General features: G+C 56.8%; 16 protein-coding genes. 7 read left to right on the forward strand and 9 right to left on the reverse strand.

Annotated elements, in window-relative coordinates; genetic code table 11:
* The first annotated feature begins 7 nt into the window (after nucleotides 1-7).
* Nucleotides 8-1,207, forward strand: coding sequence for a M20 metallopeptidase family protein (locus C5L39_RS01110; protein WP_123047044.1), 1,200 nt, complete (start codon nucleotides 8-10; stop codon nucleotides 1,205-1,207).
* Between the two features lie 95 nt (nucleotides 1,208-1,302).
* On the opposite strand, the gene C5L39_RS01115 is transcribed toward C5L39_RS01110, so the two are convergent.
* Genes C5L39_RS01115 through serS form a run of 3 tightly spaced genes read right to left on the reverse strand, consistent with a single transcriptional unit; the run spans nucleotide 1,303 to nucleotide 4,342 of the window.
* The gene (locus tag C5L39_RS01115) at nucleotides 1,303-2,142 is read right to left on the reverse strand and encodes an HAD family hydrolase (protein ID WP_123047045.1); all 840 of its coding nucleotides are present in this window, start codon (nucleotides 2,140-2,142) and stop codon (nucleotides 1,303-1,305) included.
* Nucleotides 2,139-3,080 carry a lysophospholipid acyltransferase family protein gene (locus C5L39_RS01120; protein WP_123047046.1) on the reverse strand — a complete coding sequence of 314 codons (942 nt, stop codon included), beginning with the start codon at nucleotides 3,078-3,080 and terminating at the stop codon, nucleotides 2,139-2,141. The genes C5L39_RS01115 and C5L39_RS01120 overlap by 4 nt, the downstream gene beginning before the upstream one ends.
* A 2-nt stretch (nucleotides 3,081-3,082) precedes the next feature.
* Nucleotides 3,083-4,342 (reverse strand): serine--tRNA ligase, encoded by a 1,260-nt coding sequence (serS, locus tag C5L39_RS01125; RefSeq protein WP_123047047.1) that lies wholly within the window; start codon nucleotides 4,340-4,342, stop codon nucleotides 3,083-3,085.
* A 123-nt stretch (nucleotides 4,343-4,465) separates the two neighbouring features.
* Here serS and C5L39_RS01130 point away from each other — a divergent pair, with 123 nt between their 5' ends.
* The 3 genes from C5L39_RS01130 to C5L39_RS01140 all read left to right on the forward strand — a co-directional run bounded on the left by C5L39_RS01130 (nucleotide 4,466) and on the right by C5L39_RS01140 (nucleotide 6,682).
* Nucleotides 4,466-5,239: a GntR family transcriptional regulator gene (locus tag C5L39_RS01130; protein WP_123047048.1), complete on the forward strand. Its 774-nt coding sequence runs from the start codon at nucleotides 4,466-4,468 to the stop codon at nucleotides 5,237-5,239.
* A 66-nt stretch (nucleotides 5,240-5,305) separates the two neighbouring features.
* Nucleotides 5,306-6,331, forward strand: a complete 1,026-nt coding sequence (locus tag C5L39_RS01135) for a septum formation family protein (protein WP_123047049.1) — start codon at nucleotides 5,306-5,308, stop codon at nucleotides 6,329-6,331.
* Nucleotides 6,332-6,682 carry a metallopeptidase family protein gene (locus C5L39_RS01140; RefSeq protein WP_123047050.1) on the forward strand — a complete coding sequence of 117 codons (351 nt, stop codon included), beginning with the start codon at nucleotides 6,332-6,334 and terminating at the stop codon, nucleotides 6,680-6,682. It abuts the gene before it with no gap.
* Between the two features lie 13 nt (nucleotides 6,683-6,695).
* On the opposite strand, the gene C5L39_RS01145 is transcribed toward C5L39_RS01140, so the two are convergent.
* Together C5L39_RS01145 and pheA are read right to left on the reverse strand one after the other, a co-directional pair.
* Complete coding sequence (locus tag C5L39_RS01145) at nucleotides 6,696-7,382, reverse strand: histidine phosphatase family protein (RefSeq protein WP_123047051.1); 687 nt, start codon at nucleotides 7,380-7,382, stop codon at nucleotides 6,696-6,698.
* Nucleotides 7,383-7,394: 12 nt separating this feature from the next.
* Complete coding sequence (pheA, locus tag C5L39_RS01150) at nucleotides 7,395-8,327, reverse strand: prephenate dehydratase (protein ID WP_123047052.1); 933 nt, start codon at nucleotides 8,325-8,327, stop codon at nucleotides 7,395-7,397.
* A gap of 34 nt (nucleotides 8,328-8,361) precedes the next feature.
* On the opposite strand from pheA, the gene C5L39_RS01155 reads away from it, so the two are divergent.
* From C5L39_RS01155 to C5L39_RS01165, 3 genes are read left to right on the forward strand one after another with little or no spacing between them, the layout of a single operon-like run.
* A complete protein-coding gene (locus C5L39_RS01155) occupies nucleotides 8,362-9,588 on the forward strand; it encodes an amidase (protein ID WP_245974831.1) in 1,227 nt (408 codons plus the stop codon).
* Nucleotides 9,585-10,343, forward strand: a complete 759-nt coding sequence (locus C5L39_RS01160) for a CPBP family intramembrane glutamic endopeptidase (protein ID WP_123047053.1) — start codon at nucleotides 9,585-9,587, stop codon at nucleotides 10,341-10,343. Before C5L39_RS01155 ends, C5L39_RS01160 begins: the two co-directional genes overlap by 4 nt.
* Before the next feature lie 49 nt (nucleotides 10,344-10,392).
* Nucleotides 10,393-11,673: an LCP family protein gene (locus tag C5L39_RS01165; protein WP_123047054.1), complete on the forward strand. Its 1,281-nt coding sequence runs from the start codon at nucleotides 10,393-10,395 to the stop codon at nucleotides 11,671-11,673.
* Nucleotides 11,674-11,773: 100 nt separating this feature from the next.
* Here C5L39_RS01165 and C5L39_RS01170 read toward each other — a convergent pair whose 3' ends face one another.
* The 4 genes from C5L39_RS01170 to C5L39_RS01185 form a co-directional block, all read right to left on the reverse strand.
* Nucleotides 11,774-12,688 (reverse strand): DUF5926 family protein, encoded by a 915-nt coding sequence (locus tag C5L39_RS01170; protein ID WP_123047055.1) that lies wholly within the window; start codon nucleotides 12,686-12,688, stop codon nucleotides 11,774-11,776.
* 22 nt (nucleotides 12,689-12,710) lie between these two features.
* On the reverse strand, nucleotides 12,711-13,436 hold the full coding sequence (locus C5L39_RS01175) for a glycerophosphodiester phosphodiesterase (RefSeq protein WP_123047056.1): 726 nt from the start codon (nucleotides 13,434-13,436) through the stop codon (nucleotides 12,711-12,713).
* Complete coding sequence (locus tag C5L39_RS01180; protein WP_123047057.1) at nucleotides 13,433-15,334, reverse strand: pyruvate kinase; 1,902 nt, start codon at nucleotides 15,332-15,334, stop codon at nucleotides 13,433-13,435. The genes C5L39_RS01175 and C5L39_RS01180 overlap by 4 nt, the downstream gene beginning before the upstream one ends.
* A 92-nt stretch (nucleotides 15,335-15,426) precedes the next feature.
* Nucleotides 15,427-16,392 (reverse strand): L-lactate dehydrogenase, encoded by a 966-nt coding sequence (locus C5L39_RS01185; protein WP_123047058.1) that lies wholly within the window; start codon nucleotides 16,390-16,392, stop codon nucleotides 15,427-15,429.
* Nucleotides 16,393-16,414: the final 22 nt, after the last annotated feature.

Here is a 16,414-nt window from a genome sequence, read left to right on the forward strand (position 1 = left end):
ACCTCAGATGACTACACCTGACTTTGTTGCAGATGCCCGTGAAATCCTCCCGGAGCTCGTCGCACTACGCCGCTCGCTGCATGCAGATCCTGAATTGGGACTCGAGATACCTCGCACCCAGCGCCAAGTACTTGATGCTCTCGAAGGCCTTCCACTAGAGATCACCACCGGCGCCAATAGCACCACCTCCGTCGTTGCGGTCTTGCGCGGCGCACTCCCCGGGCCAGTGGTCCTCCTGCGCGGAGACATGGACGGACTGCCGATCAAAGAAGAAACCGGCCTTGACTTTGCCTCTACCAATGACGCAATGCACGCGTGTGGACACGACTTGCACACGGCCGGCCTGGTAGGCGCCGCAAAGCTGCTTTCCAAGCACCAGGACACGCTCGCTGGATCTGTGATTTTTATGTTCCAGCCCGGCGAGGAGGGCCATGGCGGAGCCAAGGTCATGATCGACGAAGGTCTCCTAGAGGCCGCTGGAGATCGTCCAGTCGGCGCCTACGCCATCCATGTCGCACCAGGCCCGAAGGGATTTTTCGCTACTCGATCAGGTGCCGCCGCAGCTGGATCCAACCAACTCCGTGTCACCGTTAATGGCCGTGGTGGCCATGGTTCGCAGCCACACCAAACTCTCGACCCAGTTCCAGTTGCAGCTGAAATCGTGCTGGCATTGCAGAGTTTCGTTACTCGCTCATTTGATGCGTTCGATCCAGTCGTGTTGTCCGTAACCCAGCTTGATACCGGGGCAGGGGCAATCAACGTCATCCCGGAAAAGGCGCACCTGGCGGCTACCGTCCGCACCATGTCTCAAGCATCACTGGCAATTTTGCAGGAGGGGCTCCCCAGACTCGTCAAGGGCATTGCCTCCGCGCACGGTATGGACGCCGATGTGGATTTCAAGGTCATGTACCCAGCCACCGTCAACGATCCTGCCGAAACTGAACTCGTTCTGAAAACTCTCGGTAGCGCATTTGGATCAAAGCGGGCCCAAGAAATGCCCAGCCCCATCATGGGATCCGAGGACTTTGCATTCGTCCTTGACGAGGTTCCAGGCACCTTCATGGCGCTCATGGCCTCGCCGCCAGAGATCGATCTGGCCACGGCAGAGTGGAACCACTCTCCTCGAGTCCTATTCGATGACGCTGTTTTGGGCGATCAAGCAGCCGCGCTGGCGCACATTGCTTTTGCCCGCACGGCCAAAGGTTAAGAGAACCCAAGTTTCACCCTGGTAAAGGGCCGGCCCAAGCATCCGCTGGACCGGCCCTGAGCCGTATCTTCCACTAGATGTAGCTAGGAGCCGGTTTAAAACCAGCGCTCAAGCACTTGCGCTACTCCGCTGTCATCGTTGGTGCCGGTGACATAATCAGCAGCTTGCTTTACCGAAGTTCTAGCGTTGCCCATCGCCACACCGAAACCTGCCCACTGCAGCATTTCGATGTCATTAGGCATATCGCCAAAACAGAGCACGTCTTTTTGTTCGAGGCCATGTAGCTGAGCGAGAGTCGAGACACCGAGTGCTTTAGTCACACCAGGAGCGGCAACCTCAAGCAATCCCTCGTCCATTGAAAAGGTCACATGGGCATCCATGGGATCAATGAAAGGCGAAATGAGGTCATACATCTCAGACGCCGACAAACGCTCATTGCGCAAAATAAGCTTCACGGCGGGTTCTGCGATGACCTCATGTGCTGGCACTACGCCAAAACCCTGTCCCTCCCAGGTATGGAGAAAATTGGGCGAGGTCAAAAACATCTCTTCCTCTGCATCAAGAGCAGAGCTGCCAGCACGCTCGCAACCGATAGCAACGCCGCCGTAGCTGTGGAAAGCCTCAAGCGCTGAGCCTAGAACGGACTCCATGGTCTCAGGCTCGAGGACATGAGCGCGCAGCACTCGATCGTTGGCAGAATCATAGAGAACCGCTCCATTTGCGGTCACACATACCGGACGAATCGGCAGCTGGTCGAGGACTGGATAGATCCAGCGGTGCGGCCGGCCGGTAGCCAGCGCTACCTCAGCACCAGAACGAACAGCTCGAATCACAGCATCACGTACTCGCGGGGTCACCCGCTCCCGTGAATCCAGTAACGTGCCATCGACATCGCTAGCGATCAGCGTCGGTGCATGCTCAGTATCGACTGTCATCGCCTCCGAAAGATCTTCTTGAATCGATCGAATCGGGTCCGGGTATTGCCGAGCGCTTTGTCAGCGCGCTTGTTGAGCCGATCCGCGACCTTGTTTTCCTTCTTTTCCTTCCGCTTCCTGCGTTCTTCAAGATCAAGTACATCGGCGTCTTCGAGCGTCGGCGCACTTCCGCCCAAAGCCTCCGGAATCCAAAATTCTCCAGCAGGGAATGGCCCGTACTCGCAGGCGTAGTCCTCGCGAACCTGATCGAGCAATTCCTGCATCGCAGTTTTGAGCCGCTCAGTCGCCTGATCCGGATCACCAGCAGGATCAATGGGCGAGCCCACCCGAATAAAGATCGGGGTATTGCTCCGGCCTAAGTGCTTAGGGTGATCTTTGGTCCAAATACGTTGCGAACCCCAGATTGCCACTGGCAGCAATGGCGCTTCAGCCTCCGCTGCAATCCGGGCAGCACCATTTTTGAAGTCTTTAAGTTCAAAAGATCGCGAAATAGTGGCTTCCGGAAAAATCCCGACTAGTTGTCCTTGTCCCAAACGCTCAACGGCTTCGTGCAACGCAGAACCACCCGAGGATCGGTCTACTGGGAGGTGATGCATGCGTTCCATGAGACCACCGGCTACCGGGACACGGAAGATCTCTTGCTTGGACATAAACCGAACTAACCGCTTGCCTCGCAGGTGAGCAGGGATTCCAGCAAAGATGAAATCGTAGTAACCGGTGTGATTGCTCGCCAATAGTGCAGGTCCAGTCTCAGGGATATTCTCAGCACCAAAGACAGTGATTTTGATCCCTTGAACCCGCATAATCCTTTTGACTAGGGGGATAATCCACCGACCATAAGGCCGCTCTCGGGACTCAGTGGGGTGATCAGCGACCTTCGCTAGCCCAGTGGGAACCCGAAACCCGCCACGTCGCTGGAATTGCTTATGCGCAATCATGCTCATTTCCTCGGCTCAAGGATGTCCTTGCCCACGAAGGGGCGCAGTGCTTCGGGCACCACGACGGAGCCATCCGCCTGCTGGTTGTTTTCGAGGATGGCCACCAACCAACGAGTGGTAGCCAAAGTGCCGTTGAGTGTCGCAGCCACCTGGGCTTTTCCGCTCGCGTCCCGGTAGCGTGTCTGCAACCGACGACCTTGGAAAGTGGTGCAGTTAGAGGTTGAAGTCAGTTCACGGTAGGTGCCCTGCGTAGGTACCCACGCCTCGGTATCGAATTTACGGGCTGCGGATGAACCAAGATCTCCACCAGCAACGTCAATGATGCGATAAGGAACTTCGACCGCTGAGAGCATGTCCCGTTCCATCTGCAGCAAATCGCGATGCTGCTGTTCGGCTTCTTCGGGGCGGCAGTAGACAAACATTTCGACCTTGTCGAACTGGTGAACACGCAAAATACCTTTGGTGTCCTTGCCGTAGGAGCCTGCCTCACGTCGGAAGCAAGAAGACCAACCGGCGTACTTAACCGGTCCGTCCTTCAAATCAATAATCTCATCCTTGTGATAACCAGCCAGTGCCACCTCAGAGGTTCCTACTAGATAGAGATCATCGCGCTCAAGGTAGTAAATCTCTTCAGCGTGGTTGCCCAAGAAACCGGTGCCGGACATGATTTCCGGACGCACCAGCACTGGTGGGACCATGAGAGTAAAACCAGCATCCCGGGCTTTTTGTGCGGCGAGTGTGAGCATTCCCAGCTGCAGGAAAGCCCCGTCTCCGGTGAGGTAGTAGAAGCGGGCGCCACCAACTTTGGTGCCACGCTCCATGTCGATCAAGCCAAGACTAGTGCCCAGCTCTAGGTGATCTTTCGGTTCAAAATCGAACTGACGCGGCTGGCCAACATGCTCAAGTACGACGAAATCATCTTCACCGCCAGCAGGTGCTCCGGCGACGACATTGGACAGCCGCAGCTGAATCTCTTTAACTGTGGCCTCCGAAGATTTTTGCACCTCCTCGGCTGCCTTAACTTTGGCTTTGAGTTCATTGGAACCCGCCAATAGCGCCGGGCGGTCTTCTGGGGCGGCTTGGCCGATCTTCCGACCGAAGGCTTTCTGCTCGCTGCGCAAGGCATCTGCCAATTGGATGGCCTCTCGGCGGGCCTCATCAGCGCTCAGCAACTCATCAACAAGACCAGGATCCTCCCCACGGGTAACCTGTGAGGTACGGACTACATCTGGATTATCGCGGAGAAATTTAAGATCAATCACGCTCTTGAGCCTACCGCGCGACGGGTGTCTACGCGTCTCCGCATCCCCAGTGACTTTCCCCTAGGACGAGATATTCCCGCTATAAGTCGCCACTGGTCATAACCAGAAGGTTAAGATAGCAGTATGCATGCAGCGGAGCGGAATTCCCGGACACCCGAGCTACCAGCCAGAATCATCACGGAAGGTCCCCCGCCGAAGCATGCTCAGTTGCGGGCAATCCTCGAAGAACTATGTAGCACTCAGCTCCATCCCGGAGACCTCTTACCCGGCGAACGAGTGTTAGAAGAGGCCTATGGAGTCTCCAGAATTACCGTACGTCGAGCCATCGGCGATCTCGTAACCTCTGGCCGCCTACGCCGCATCCGAGGAAAAGGCACTTTTGTCGCACCCAATATGCTGGTTTCTCGGCTGCACCTAGCATCTTTTAGCTCCGAAATGAACGCTCAAGGTGTCGCTGCTTCATCCAAGATTTTACTCTCGGGCAGGACAGTAGCTCCGCCTGAAGTTGCTGAGTTTTTTAATACCGGCGATCCCGGTGCATCGCATATCCATCTACGCCGTCTGCGACTGGGAGATGGCGAGCCCTATTCCATCGATGATGGCTGGTACAACGCCAAACATATCCCTGACCTGCTAGAAAATGACGTCTACAATTCAGTCTACGAGATCGTCGATAAGCACTACAATCTTCCGGTCACCGAAGCCGAGCAGGTAGTCACCGCTGTCGCTGCGGATCAGCAGCAGGCGGAGCTTCTCGATGTCGCCCCGGGCACCGCTTTGCTCCGTATTCTGAGGTTATCTCGTTCTACTACGCTGGCTGTCGAATGGTGTTCTTCGGTCTATCGGACTGATCGATATCAACTTAATACCCAAGTGACCCGAGGCCTCGGGCTCTAAGGACTGCAAAATTTCTTCCCCGAAATTTTGCCAGGCACCTTCACTAATGGGCACAATGGGAGAATTATGAAGATAGCTAACGCCCGTTCAGCAACCGCAGTCCGCGCCGGACTCGTGGCCGCCATGGCCACTGTGGTCGCTCTGGGCGCCCACGGTTATGTCTCCGCTGCTAATCAAGACAATGGGGTTGACGGCCAATCCGCCGAACAATCTGATAGTTCTGAAGACGATGCGCAGAGTTCTACCCTGCAGGCAACTCCCTTTACCACCGCCGATGTTGGCGATTGCCTGACGTGGAACACTGACGAGGCTGGCGTAGTCAGCGACTTCGAGCAGGTACCGTGCTCCGGCGAACACCGCTTCGAGATCTCCGCCCGCGAAGATCTAGCCGCTTATCCTTCCTCCGAGTTTGGCCCGGATGCCTCCGTGCCAGATGTGACCAGGCAAGCGCAATTGCGCGAAGAGCTGTGTGCGGCTCCAACTCTGCGTTATCTCGACGGTCGTTTCGACCCCGTCGGCCGATTCTCGATCGCTCCCATCTTGCCCTCTGCTGAAGCATGGACGAATGGGGATCGCACCATGCTTTGTGGGCTGCAGTCTACCGATGCTGACGGGATTCCGATCCCCACCATCGGCCCCATTTCTACCCAAGATCAAGCCAGGGTTAATCAGCCTGAAGCATGCGTCGCAGTGGATAGTTCCCGAGCATGGAACGTCGTGGACTGCACAGAACCTCATCAAATGGAAACCACCCTAATCGTGGATCTGCTGCCGATCTTCCCGGAGGGGACTCCCACAATTGAGGATCAAGATGGCCATCTCGCGGAGGTGTGTACCCAAGCTGCGCAGGACTACCTTGGCGGCGAAGAAGAGCTCTATCAATCGACCTTGCAGGCCTACTGGGGCACCATCGACCAGAGTTCATGGATCGGCGGCTCGCATTCAGTCAACTGTTCATTGGTCCATGCCAATGAAGAAGGTGGCTTTTCTACCCTCGAGGGCACTGCTCGGGATGGCCGTGATGGCTTCACCATCAACGGGCAGCCCCCAGCCGAGCAACCTACCCGCGATCCGCTCGTAGAGACTGGCTAGATGGCGGTCCAGGTAAGCCAAGAGGTCTTCGATGGGATGGTCAATGACGCCCTAGACAAGATTCCTGACAACTTTGCTCGACATCTGCGCAACGTCGTGATCTTGGTGAGCGACTTTAACCCAGATAGCCCCACGATCCTCGGCCTCTACGAGGGCGTGGCTTTGCCGGAGCGCACGTTCGATCACACCGGCTATCTCCCCGATACGATCTCTATCTATAAAGGCGCGCTCGAACGCTATTGCACCGATGAGCAGGATCTTGCGCATCAAATCATGGTGACTGTCTTCCATGAAGTCGGGCACTACTTTGGGATGGATGAAGCCCAGCTCCACCATCTCGGCTGGGGCTAAACCCCACCTTGGCTTATAGCTGTCGGTCGAGGTCTGCCCACCGAACCATCTCCCACTGACCAAACGGCCGCTGACCTGGTTCCAGAACGACAAACCGACAGTTGCCCAGGTAACCGGCGAAAGCAAAATCCGGGTCAATACTTGCGGCGTGAGCTGCGATAGTGCGGATAGCAGTGCCATGGCTGACCACCAACACGTCTTCGTCTTGGCCGTCACTCAAATGCTCTGCCACCAAATTTTCTAGCATCGGCTGATAGCGGCCCAGCAGGTCTAGATAGTTCTCCCCTCCCGGCATCCGGGCAGCTTCTTCCCGACTGAGCCAGCCCCACAATGCATCGGTATAGAGGTTGAGGGAGTGCTCATCGCCCAGTAATTCATGATCCCCGGCAAAGATCTCTTGGATGCCAGGTATGACGTTGATCTGCATCGAACGCTCCGGCAATCCGGCGGCTTGTTCGAAAGCAGACATTGCCAGGACTGCGGTCTGTTGGGCGCGCAAAGCGATCGAGCACGCGACCGTCGATAAGCGGCCTGAAGATCCTTCGCCAACTCCGCAATACTCAGCCAATTCAAGACCGACCTGGCTGGCTTGAGAGCGTCCCAGCTCAGTGAGCTCAGCACCTGGCGGACGGGTATCGAGGATGTGCTTTACATTGCTATGAGTCTGCCCGTGCCGCAGCAGAATAAGACGTCCGGCCATAATGGTTTTCCTTTACTTTCCCTCGCGTGCGGAGATAACCCACTCGGTGGCTTGTTGGAGTCGTTCTAGATCTGGCCCCGTCGCCTCTCGGTCGCCTTGCGCACGCGACTTCGGCCAGGAACCCAGGTAAGTAATATCCTCGGCCCGCAACCACAATGCACGCAGAGCTTCCGCCAGCGGAGCATCATCGATGTGACCGACCAGATCCGCATGGAAATGATAAGTGCCAAATTCCCGCCGGGTAGGACGAGACTCAATCCGGTTCATATCCACCCCCCGAAGTGAAAACTCACCCAGCGCTCCGACTAGTGTCCCTGGCTGATTGGGCAGTGTAAACACCACCGAAGTGCAATCGTTTCCAGTACGCGCAGTGGGCAGACCGCAGGGACCGACAGCGACAAAACGAGTGCGCGCCCCAGCCAGGTCAGCAACACTGTCCGCATGGACGTCCAACCCAAATAGTGCTGCTGCCCGGTCGGGAGCTGCTGCAACATCTGCCCGTCCCTCGGCGACGGCTTCGGCAGCTGCGGCATTGGAGGAAGCCGGCATGAATCGGGCATCCGGTACATGCTCAGCAAACCATCGGCTGACTTGTTGATAGGCCACCGGATGTGTCGAAAAAGTCTTCGCCTCACTCAGCTTCATGCCTGGACGCATCATGATGGAAAAGGCAATCTCGATCTCCAGCTCGTGATAGATCTGCACCCCATGACCATCAACGAGCGCATCGAAGGTCGAGGTCACTGCGCCATCGACGGAGTTTTCAATGGCTACGCACGCAAACTGTGCCTGGTTGCTCCGTACTGCATCGAGTGCCTCCCGAGGAGAAGAAACGGGAAGCTGAGTGATCTCTTGGTCACCGAATGCCCCTGAATCTGCAAAACGCAGCAGCGCTGCCTCAGTAAAGGTGCCAGCTGGTCCAAGATACGCGACAGTGGTGGTCATGGATACCAGCCTATCCAGTCGTATTCTGGTCCGCATGACTGCTTCCCTTCAATCACTCGTAGCTGCTCTGCGCAGCGGGGAGATGTCTGCCCAGGTGCAGGTGGCACGACTCTCGGAGCAACTATCTTCGCTACATTCAACCGAACATGGACTCGCCCACGTGTGTCTTGAGCACGCCGCCGAGGCTGCCGAGCAGGCAGACAGCCTCCCCGATCACCTTCGGGGCCGTCTGCACGGGCTGCTCCTACCGATCAAAGACCTTTCCGACGTCGCCGGCATGCCCACCTCCTTCGGCTCAGCGAAACGTACCCGGCGCGCACAGAACACCGACGCCTTCCCGCAGTCTTTGCTCGATAAGGGAGCAATCATCCCCGGAAAAACCGCAACAGCAGAGCTGGGTCTGACCGTTTATACCGAACCTCCCGGGATGAGTTTCCCAGATAATCCGCTGTGGCCAGGGCGCACTCCTGCTGGCTCCTCCGGTGGGGCAGCCGTCTTGGTAGCTCGTGGCCTGTTGCCCGCTGCCCACGCCTCCGATGGCGGCGGATCTATCCGCGTCCCTGCTGCGGCCTGCGGTCTCGTTGGTTTCAAACCTTCCGCTGCCGGGCTAGCGGCACAGGGATTTCTCACCCGTTCGCTTATCGACGCCGCTTTCCTCCACGACCTTTCACCCCGTTCAGCTCCGCGCCGGGTAGGTATCCTCACCCAACCCCTATTTGCTGAAGCAGCCGTCGATGAGGTGATGCTCACTGCCGTGACGCAGGCAGCTCAAGCACTGAGGGAGGCCGGGCATCAGGTAGTGGAAGTAGATATCCCACCCTTTGCTGCGGAGATCTTTGCAGCATTTCGCACGATCTTTAGTTCCCGATTGGCCACCTTAACTGGGCAGAACAGCCCGATCGCGGACTGGTTGCGTAGCGAAGGGCAAGCAGTCACTAAACAGCAGCTAGCCGATGCACTCCGGCAGACAAGGAAGCTTCCCCTACGTCTGCACCAATATTGGAACATCGATGCGCTCCTTAGCCCAATGACCACCACGGATCCGCCACCAATCGGACATTTCTCAGCCCTGCCACCGGCTGAGAACTTCCTTGAGCAGACCCGTTGGTCGCCGTGGGGATCGCTCTTTAATATGAACAGAAAATCAGCGGTATCGCTGCCCTGGCAGCTGCCTCATCGACCCCCCGTAGGAGTTCACTTGGGCGCTATCGCACTCGATGATCCTTCGTTGCTTGGCCTAGCGATGGATCTGCACCGATGAACGGGATAGATACGGCTAGCACGGGCGTCGATAAGCGACGACTACGTATTGAGATTCTCCTAGTCTTGGCGGTTTCTTTCGGAATCTCCGGGATTCGGGCCGTACTAAGGCTCACTGATGCGTTGCTCGACCCGGTGCCGTTGAACCAACAACAGGTAGCACTCAATAGCACTCAGTCGCAGATCCCTTGGTTAGACCTAGCGCTACAACTCAGTTCTGCGACTGCGTTGCTGGCTTATGGCGGCCTGGCGCTTTTTCTACTAGCTGGCGATGGAATAGGTACCGCGCGACCTCGGTGGAGTGATGCTGCTTGGGGTGCCGGGTTGGCCGCTCTGATTGGTATTCCAGGGCTGGTTTTCTACGCAACAGCCGTCCACCTCGGGCTCTCCCGAGAAGTAATTCCAGCCTCGCTTGATCATCCCGTCACCGAAATTCCAGTTCTGCTGGTCTGGTCGGCGGCCAACGCGTTCGGGGAAGAGACCGTGGTGGTGGCCTATCTCTTGACCCGATTGAAGCAACTGGGGTGGGGACTTCCCGCTGCGCTAGCTGCCTCAAGTCTGCTGCGCGGCAGCTACCACTTGTACCAAGGAATCTCTGCTGGATTCGGCAATATCATCATGGGCGTGGTCTATGGCTGGTTCTATTGGAAAACTGGACGCCTCTGGCCATTGGTCATCGCACACTTTCTCATCGATGCCATCGCCTTCGTGGGCTACACCGCAATCGGCGGGAATCTATCGTTCTTGGGGCTCTGAGTACCAGCAAAATCGCGTGAGATGGGGGTCAGTGATTACGCTATAGCCCATGGATGAACGCGACAGACGCAACGACCGGCAGCAACCTCTGCCGGGAAGGTCGTCCGACCCCCGCGATTCCGAAGACATCATCCGCGGCCACGACGGCCGCCCGCTCACTGATCGCTACGGTCGCCCCGTTCGCAGGCGCCCTGCTACCCCGCCTTCCGCACAATCTCAGCGGAGGCCACGACGAACCGCCGAACCGCCGGCGGGACGCCCATCCCCGCCTCGTCAGTATGTTCCTCCCCGGCAGCCGGATTATCAGCAGCGTCAGTACCAGCCAAACCAGTATCAACAACCGCAGTACCAGCAGCAGTATCAACAACTACCGCCGCAGCCACCGCAACAGGGTGGGCGCCATACTCAAAGCAAGCCACCCCGTCGCCGTTTCGGCGGAGGTTGTCTACGCCCACTTGGCTGGGCAGCGGCAATCTTCCTCGTCTTTACGATGGTTCTTACTTTGTGGGCTGATGCCCAACTCAACCGAGTAGAAGCCACCCCGGATAATCAGGTCTCTAATACTTCAGGTACTAACTGGCTATTGGTCGGCTCAGACTCTCGCGAAGGGCTCTCTGATGAGGAAGCAGCGCTCCTCGGCACTGGTGGTGACATCGGCGTCGGGCGAACTGACACCATCATGTTGCTGCATCTTTCTGCCCTCGGCCAGGCTCGTTTGGTCTCTATCCCCCGCGATAGTTTGGTGAGCATTCCTGGCTATGGCGAGAATAAGGTCAACGCTGCTTTCACCTTCGGTGGGCCAGTTCTGCTGGCTGAGACCGTAGAACAAGCCACCGGCCTGAGGATCGATCACTACGCAGAGATCGGTATGGGCGGGCTCGCCAATGTCGTCGACGCCGTTGGTGGAGTTGAACTATGCCCCGAGTATGCGATCAATGATCCCCTAGCCCAGCTCGATGTCGAAGCTGGTTGCCAGGAGATGGACGGGCCAACGGCCCTGGGATATGTCCGAACCCGCGCTACCCCATTGGGTGATCTCGACCGAGTCGAACGCCAGCGTGAATTCTTTTCCTCCCTAGTGGAGACTGCGACCTCTCCGGGGACACTGCTCAATCCCCTACGTCTGATCCCATTGATTACTAACACTGCCAGTTCTTTCACCGTCGGCGATGGTGACCACGTCTGGCACCTAGCCCGCGTGGCCCTAGCAATGCGTTCAGGTGTGGAGACGGAGACGGTACCAGTGGCAGGCTTCGCTGACTACGACGTAGGCAACGTGGTCTTGTGGGATGACGCTGGCGCGACTGCTCTCTGGGAATCGATGAAGTGACCTGAACCTGGATGTTGATACTCCAGCGTGGACCTGCCTAAATAAGAAAAGACCTCCGGAACAAGCCAAAGCTTGCCGGAGGTCTTTCGCTATCACACGATCAGCGAATGGTGACCTGACGTGACTTGATGTTCTGTAGCTGACGACGCTCATCAGCAGTGAGCTGTTGATCATTGGATAGTTCGATCTCCAATGCCGAAGAGAGTCGGACTATCTCATCTCCATAGGAGTCGTAGGCAACCTCTGGGTCCAGATCGAATACTGGCACGAGTAGGCCGTGAGTACGGAACACTCCGGCAAAGCGAGTATTTTCCCCAAGGTTCAGATCTCCACGAGCAGCGATGCGGGCTAGCGCGGTCAGCAAAGCGTCCTCGTTATCAGTGCGAATCCACCGGATATGCGCTTTTCCACCAGGGTTGACCCACCACAGAGCGCCAGGAACTTCCGCCTCGATGCGGTGGGATTCCACAACCGACTCGTTGGCGTTCTGGATCGCCTGGTGCGTCATAGCGTCCAGGTTCGAGCCTTCTGGGATCCACCAATTGAAATCTTGGTGCTCGGTGATCTCCAAGGCAGCATCCGCAGCGATGAGCTCGGTAAGCTTTGGCTCGGTGCCATCGGCAGAAGCCGATTCCAGAGTCTGACCGGGTTGGGCATTAGCCACCCAATTGAGTGCATAGGCCAGATCGCGGCCCGGATTCTGGCTTCGGATCTGCAACTGAAGCGCAACAAAGGCCGCTCCCCCGAGGTTGTCTTCTCGGACGAGGGCTGCCCCGCCACCCGGCAAAACGGTGACAATATAAACGTCACGATCGATGCCCTTGACCTCGATCTTGGCCACTGCGGAGGGAACGAATTCCTGCAAGGCGATGAGATCTGCCTCAGCGGACAGCCCACCATAAGGGCGAGGCTCGCGTTCTAATGCGGCACGTTCAGCGGCGCGGGCGGCAAGCTTAGCTTGGCGACGACTCATGCCCTCGGGCAGGTTCTCATTTTTCTTGTTCTTCTTGGCCATGATCTCAAAGGTACCTGGCTACCTAAGAGTTCAGTTCCTCTAGTGTCTCCAGCGCCAATTCAGGATCATCTGTGGCCATCATTTTTACTCCCGCCTCGCGCGCCCACTGCATGTCATTGGGCGTGTTGACCGTCCACATGTAGGTAGGGAGATTATGACTGGATACCAGCTCGGGGTGCCGACGTGCCCGCATTACTGATAGCCCTAAGCCCGTGGGCTCGCCCGGGTGGGTATCTACTGGATTGAGCCATCTTTCGATTTTGCGCCGGAGGTGAATCCGATCGATACCGGGGGCAAGAGTTCTCATTCTCATTATCGCGGCAGGAGAGAAGGAGATGACATGGATACGAGGATCGTCGATAAGATCTTGGTACTGCAAAACCCGCACGAGTTGTTCTTCAAGCATCCGTCCGTAGCGCATCGGATGCTTGGTCTCGATATAGATATGTTTGTCATTCTGCGCAGTCACCATTGCCAATAGCTCACGGAGAGTGAGAATCGTCTGCGGATTATCCGGCGTGCCGAAGTTGTACTTGCGCAGCTGCGCCAGAGTCATCGCTGAGACTCGCCCACGACCGTTGGCGACACGGTCAATGATCGGATCATGGACCACCACCACCTCGCCATCGAGAGTAAGCCGAATATCGCATTCGATGCCGTGGATCGGCAGAGCCAGAGCTTTCTCGAAAGCGATCGGGGTCAGCTCTGGGTAGCGTGCAGAATAGCCACGGTGGGCGATGATATTCATTCTGCAGGCTGCTGTTCGACACCCCAGCTGCGGATACGTCGCAGAAGCTGCCGGTTCTTCCGCTGAGAACGACCCAACTTGGTCGACATCCGATGCAAAATGTTAATCGCATCGGTGATGTGGGGACCCTTATTGAGCATGACGACTTCGCTGCGCAATGCATAAGCAGCATCGGTAATTTCGGCACGGGAGGGAAGCCCAGCCTTAGCCATGTTCTCTAGTACCTGAGTAGCCATCACCGTGGGTACATGGGCGGCCTCAGCCATCTGAGAGATCAGCCGAGGCACCTCCGCCATCCGATCAAAGCCGAGCTCTACGGCCAGATCACCGCGAGCGATCATGATGCCGAGATTGGGATGGCGCATGCCTTCTAACAGGACCTGCGGGAGGTTTTCAAAAGCGGGAATCGTCTCGATCTTGAGAACCACCCCTAGGTTTCGAGCCCGTTCCGCGATTTCTTCCGTCTCCGCAGTCTCTGCAATATCTGCCAAGGTGCTTAGGAGGAACTCAACATCGCCAGAGTCACGGATGAAGGACACATGAGCAATATCCGCGTTTCGGACCACGAAGTTCAGCGCTGCAATGTCCTCTTCCGTCAGACTCGGCAGTGGCAACGTGGTCTCCGGCAGGTTAATGCCCTTGTAGGCCGCCAAGTTCGTACCACCGGGAGCTGCGTGAATAACCTCTAGTTCAATCTCCACGTATCCGTCATCGGTGGACTGTTTACCGATGGCCAGTGCAGCGATCGCTCCATCATCAAATTGCACACGCTGTCCGACCTCTATCGCGGCCACTGCTTCTGGGAGAGTGCAACTGATCCGTGGAGTCGTGCCTGGGGTGGGATCTGCTGAGACCTGTTCATCGCAGAGAATCAGATGGTCACCAGGAGCCAAGCGCAGCTTTCGCTCAGTGGGCTCAATTCCGCTGACGCGAGTCTTTTCCCAATCGTGTTCTAGCAGGGTGGAGTTCGCGATATAGGCATTTCGCTGGCCCTCCGCAAGTACAGCGGCTGGAACGGTGGACTCTGGTTGCCCCGGTTCTATCTGCGTGACGTTAAAGTGTCGCCGGGAATCTCGATTGTCTAAGAGTGAAATCTCAGAGCCTGGGGCCAGCCTGCTCAACCAATCGCCGTCGACTTGTACAGCCAAGCAAGGTCGGCCGGGCAAGTCTGGAGCGGCTAATGCCGGATATCCAACCGGAGTCAGCCATAATTTCGCAGGAGTGAGAACCTGCCCAGTTTCCGTGCGAGTGACTCGAGCACGACCAACGGCTGCGCCCGGTGCAATCGCACCTGTGCGTACCTTGGGACCAGCCAAATCCATACCGATTTTGATCTCTCGGCCAACCTCGGCGGCAGCGGTGTGCACATGCTCAATCATCCGCTCCCAGACCTCTGGCCCATCGTGGGCACAGTTGATCCTGGCCAGTTCCATGCCAGCTTGAGCGAACCCTCGGACCAAATCTAGGTCATGACCAGCTTCTCCCGGCAGGGTAACCATGATGCGAGAGTGCGTCTCTTCTGGGGAGTCCCCAAACAAGGCAGTGGCATGTTCTTCGAGAATGTCATCAGAAACAGCAAAACCGTCACTGACCTCGGAACTTGAATACACCAATTCTTCACCCGCAAAAGCCGATAGCACGTTGCGCGCAGCTTTAAGCCGCGTCAACACGGCTGGTTCTGTGGTGGTGAGACGGGTGGCGCCTAGGGCCGAAAGCTCAGCTTGAAGAGCCCGGATGTCATGCTGGCGCAGCTCCGCATAATGAATGAGATTCACGGCGCCATCTCGGTGGCTAGGTGCCACTTTAGAGATGGCGGGAGCCTGGCGGCGTTCCTCATCTAGAAGAGTTCTGATCAGCGCATCTACATCGTTGATCAGTGTTTGCAACCTGGCATCCACGTGCCGTCCTCTTTTCCTAGGCTTTAAGTAGCTTCTGCTGAGCTCATTGTGCCTGCATTCACTACTTACGGCACCTCGGAAGAAAGCGGATACTATTCTGCAGCGGATTCCGCGGGGAAGAACTTCACCTGGATATCGCGCAAGGTGCTGGCAGAGTGCTCGAAGCGCTCCTTTTCATGATCATTGAGCTGGAGCTGAACGACTCGGCTGACACCGCCTCGGTTGATAATGGCGGGAGTTCCGATGTAGATATCTTCCTCACCGTACTGGCCTTCCAAGTAGGCAGAGACCGGCAAGGCGACATCCTGGTTTTTGATGATGGCTTTAGTGATTCGGGCCAATCCCATGCCGATGCCATAGGAAGTAGATCCCTTGGCGTCGATGATTTCATAGGCGGCATCGCGAGTCTCTTCGAAGATTTTCTCGATACGCTCGGCGAAATCTCCTTCTAGATCGGCCTGTGCGCTCAGCGGAACGCCGGCAACCGTCGCAGTAGAAACCACTGGAAGTTCGGTATCCCCATGCTCGCCGATGATGTAGGCGTGGATCGACATCGGAGAGGTGTGCGTAAGCTCTCCGAGCATAAAACGGTAGCGCGCCGAATCCAGGACAGTGCCGGATCCGATGACCTTGCTGGAATCCAGACCAGAGAATTTCCAGACACCATAAGTAAGCAGGTCGACCGGGTTGCTAGCGACCACAAAAATACCGTCGAAGTCATTTGCCATGACCTCATCGACGATATGGTTCATGATCTTCATGTTTTTATCTACCAACTGGAGACGGGTTTCGCCCGGCTTTTGGGCAGCACCAGCGCAGATAACCACGATGGCGGCATCTTCACAGTCGGCGTAGGTACCTTCGGTGATCCGGGTGCGGGAGCCGCCCCACACCACGCCATGGTTGAGGTCCATGACATTTCCGCGCAGCTTCTTGGCATCGATGTCAATGATTGCAAGATGGTCGACTGTCCCTTGGTTGACCAATGCATAGGCATAGGCAACTCCGACATCACCGGCGCCGATTAGTACTACTTTGTTTCCGACTGTCTTCCGCATGGGGAAAATCCTCCCTGGATGG

Origin of the sequence: Corynebacterium alimapuense, assembly GCF_003716585.1 — a bacterium.
GTDB lineage: Bacteria > Actinomycetota > Actinomycetes > Mycobacteriales > Mycobacteriaceae > Corynebacterium > Corynebacterium alimapuense.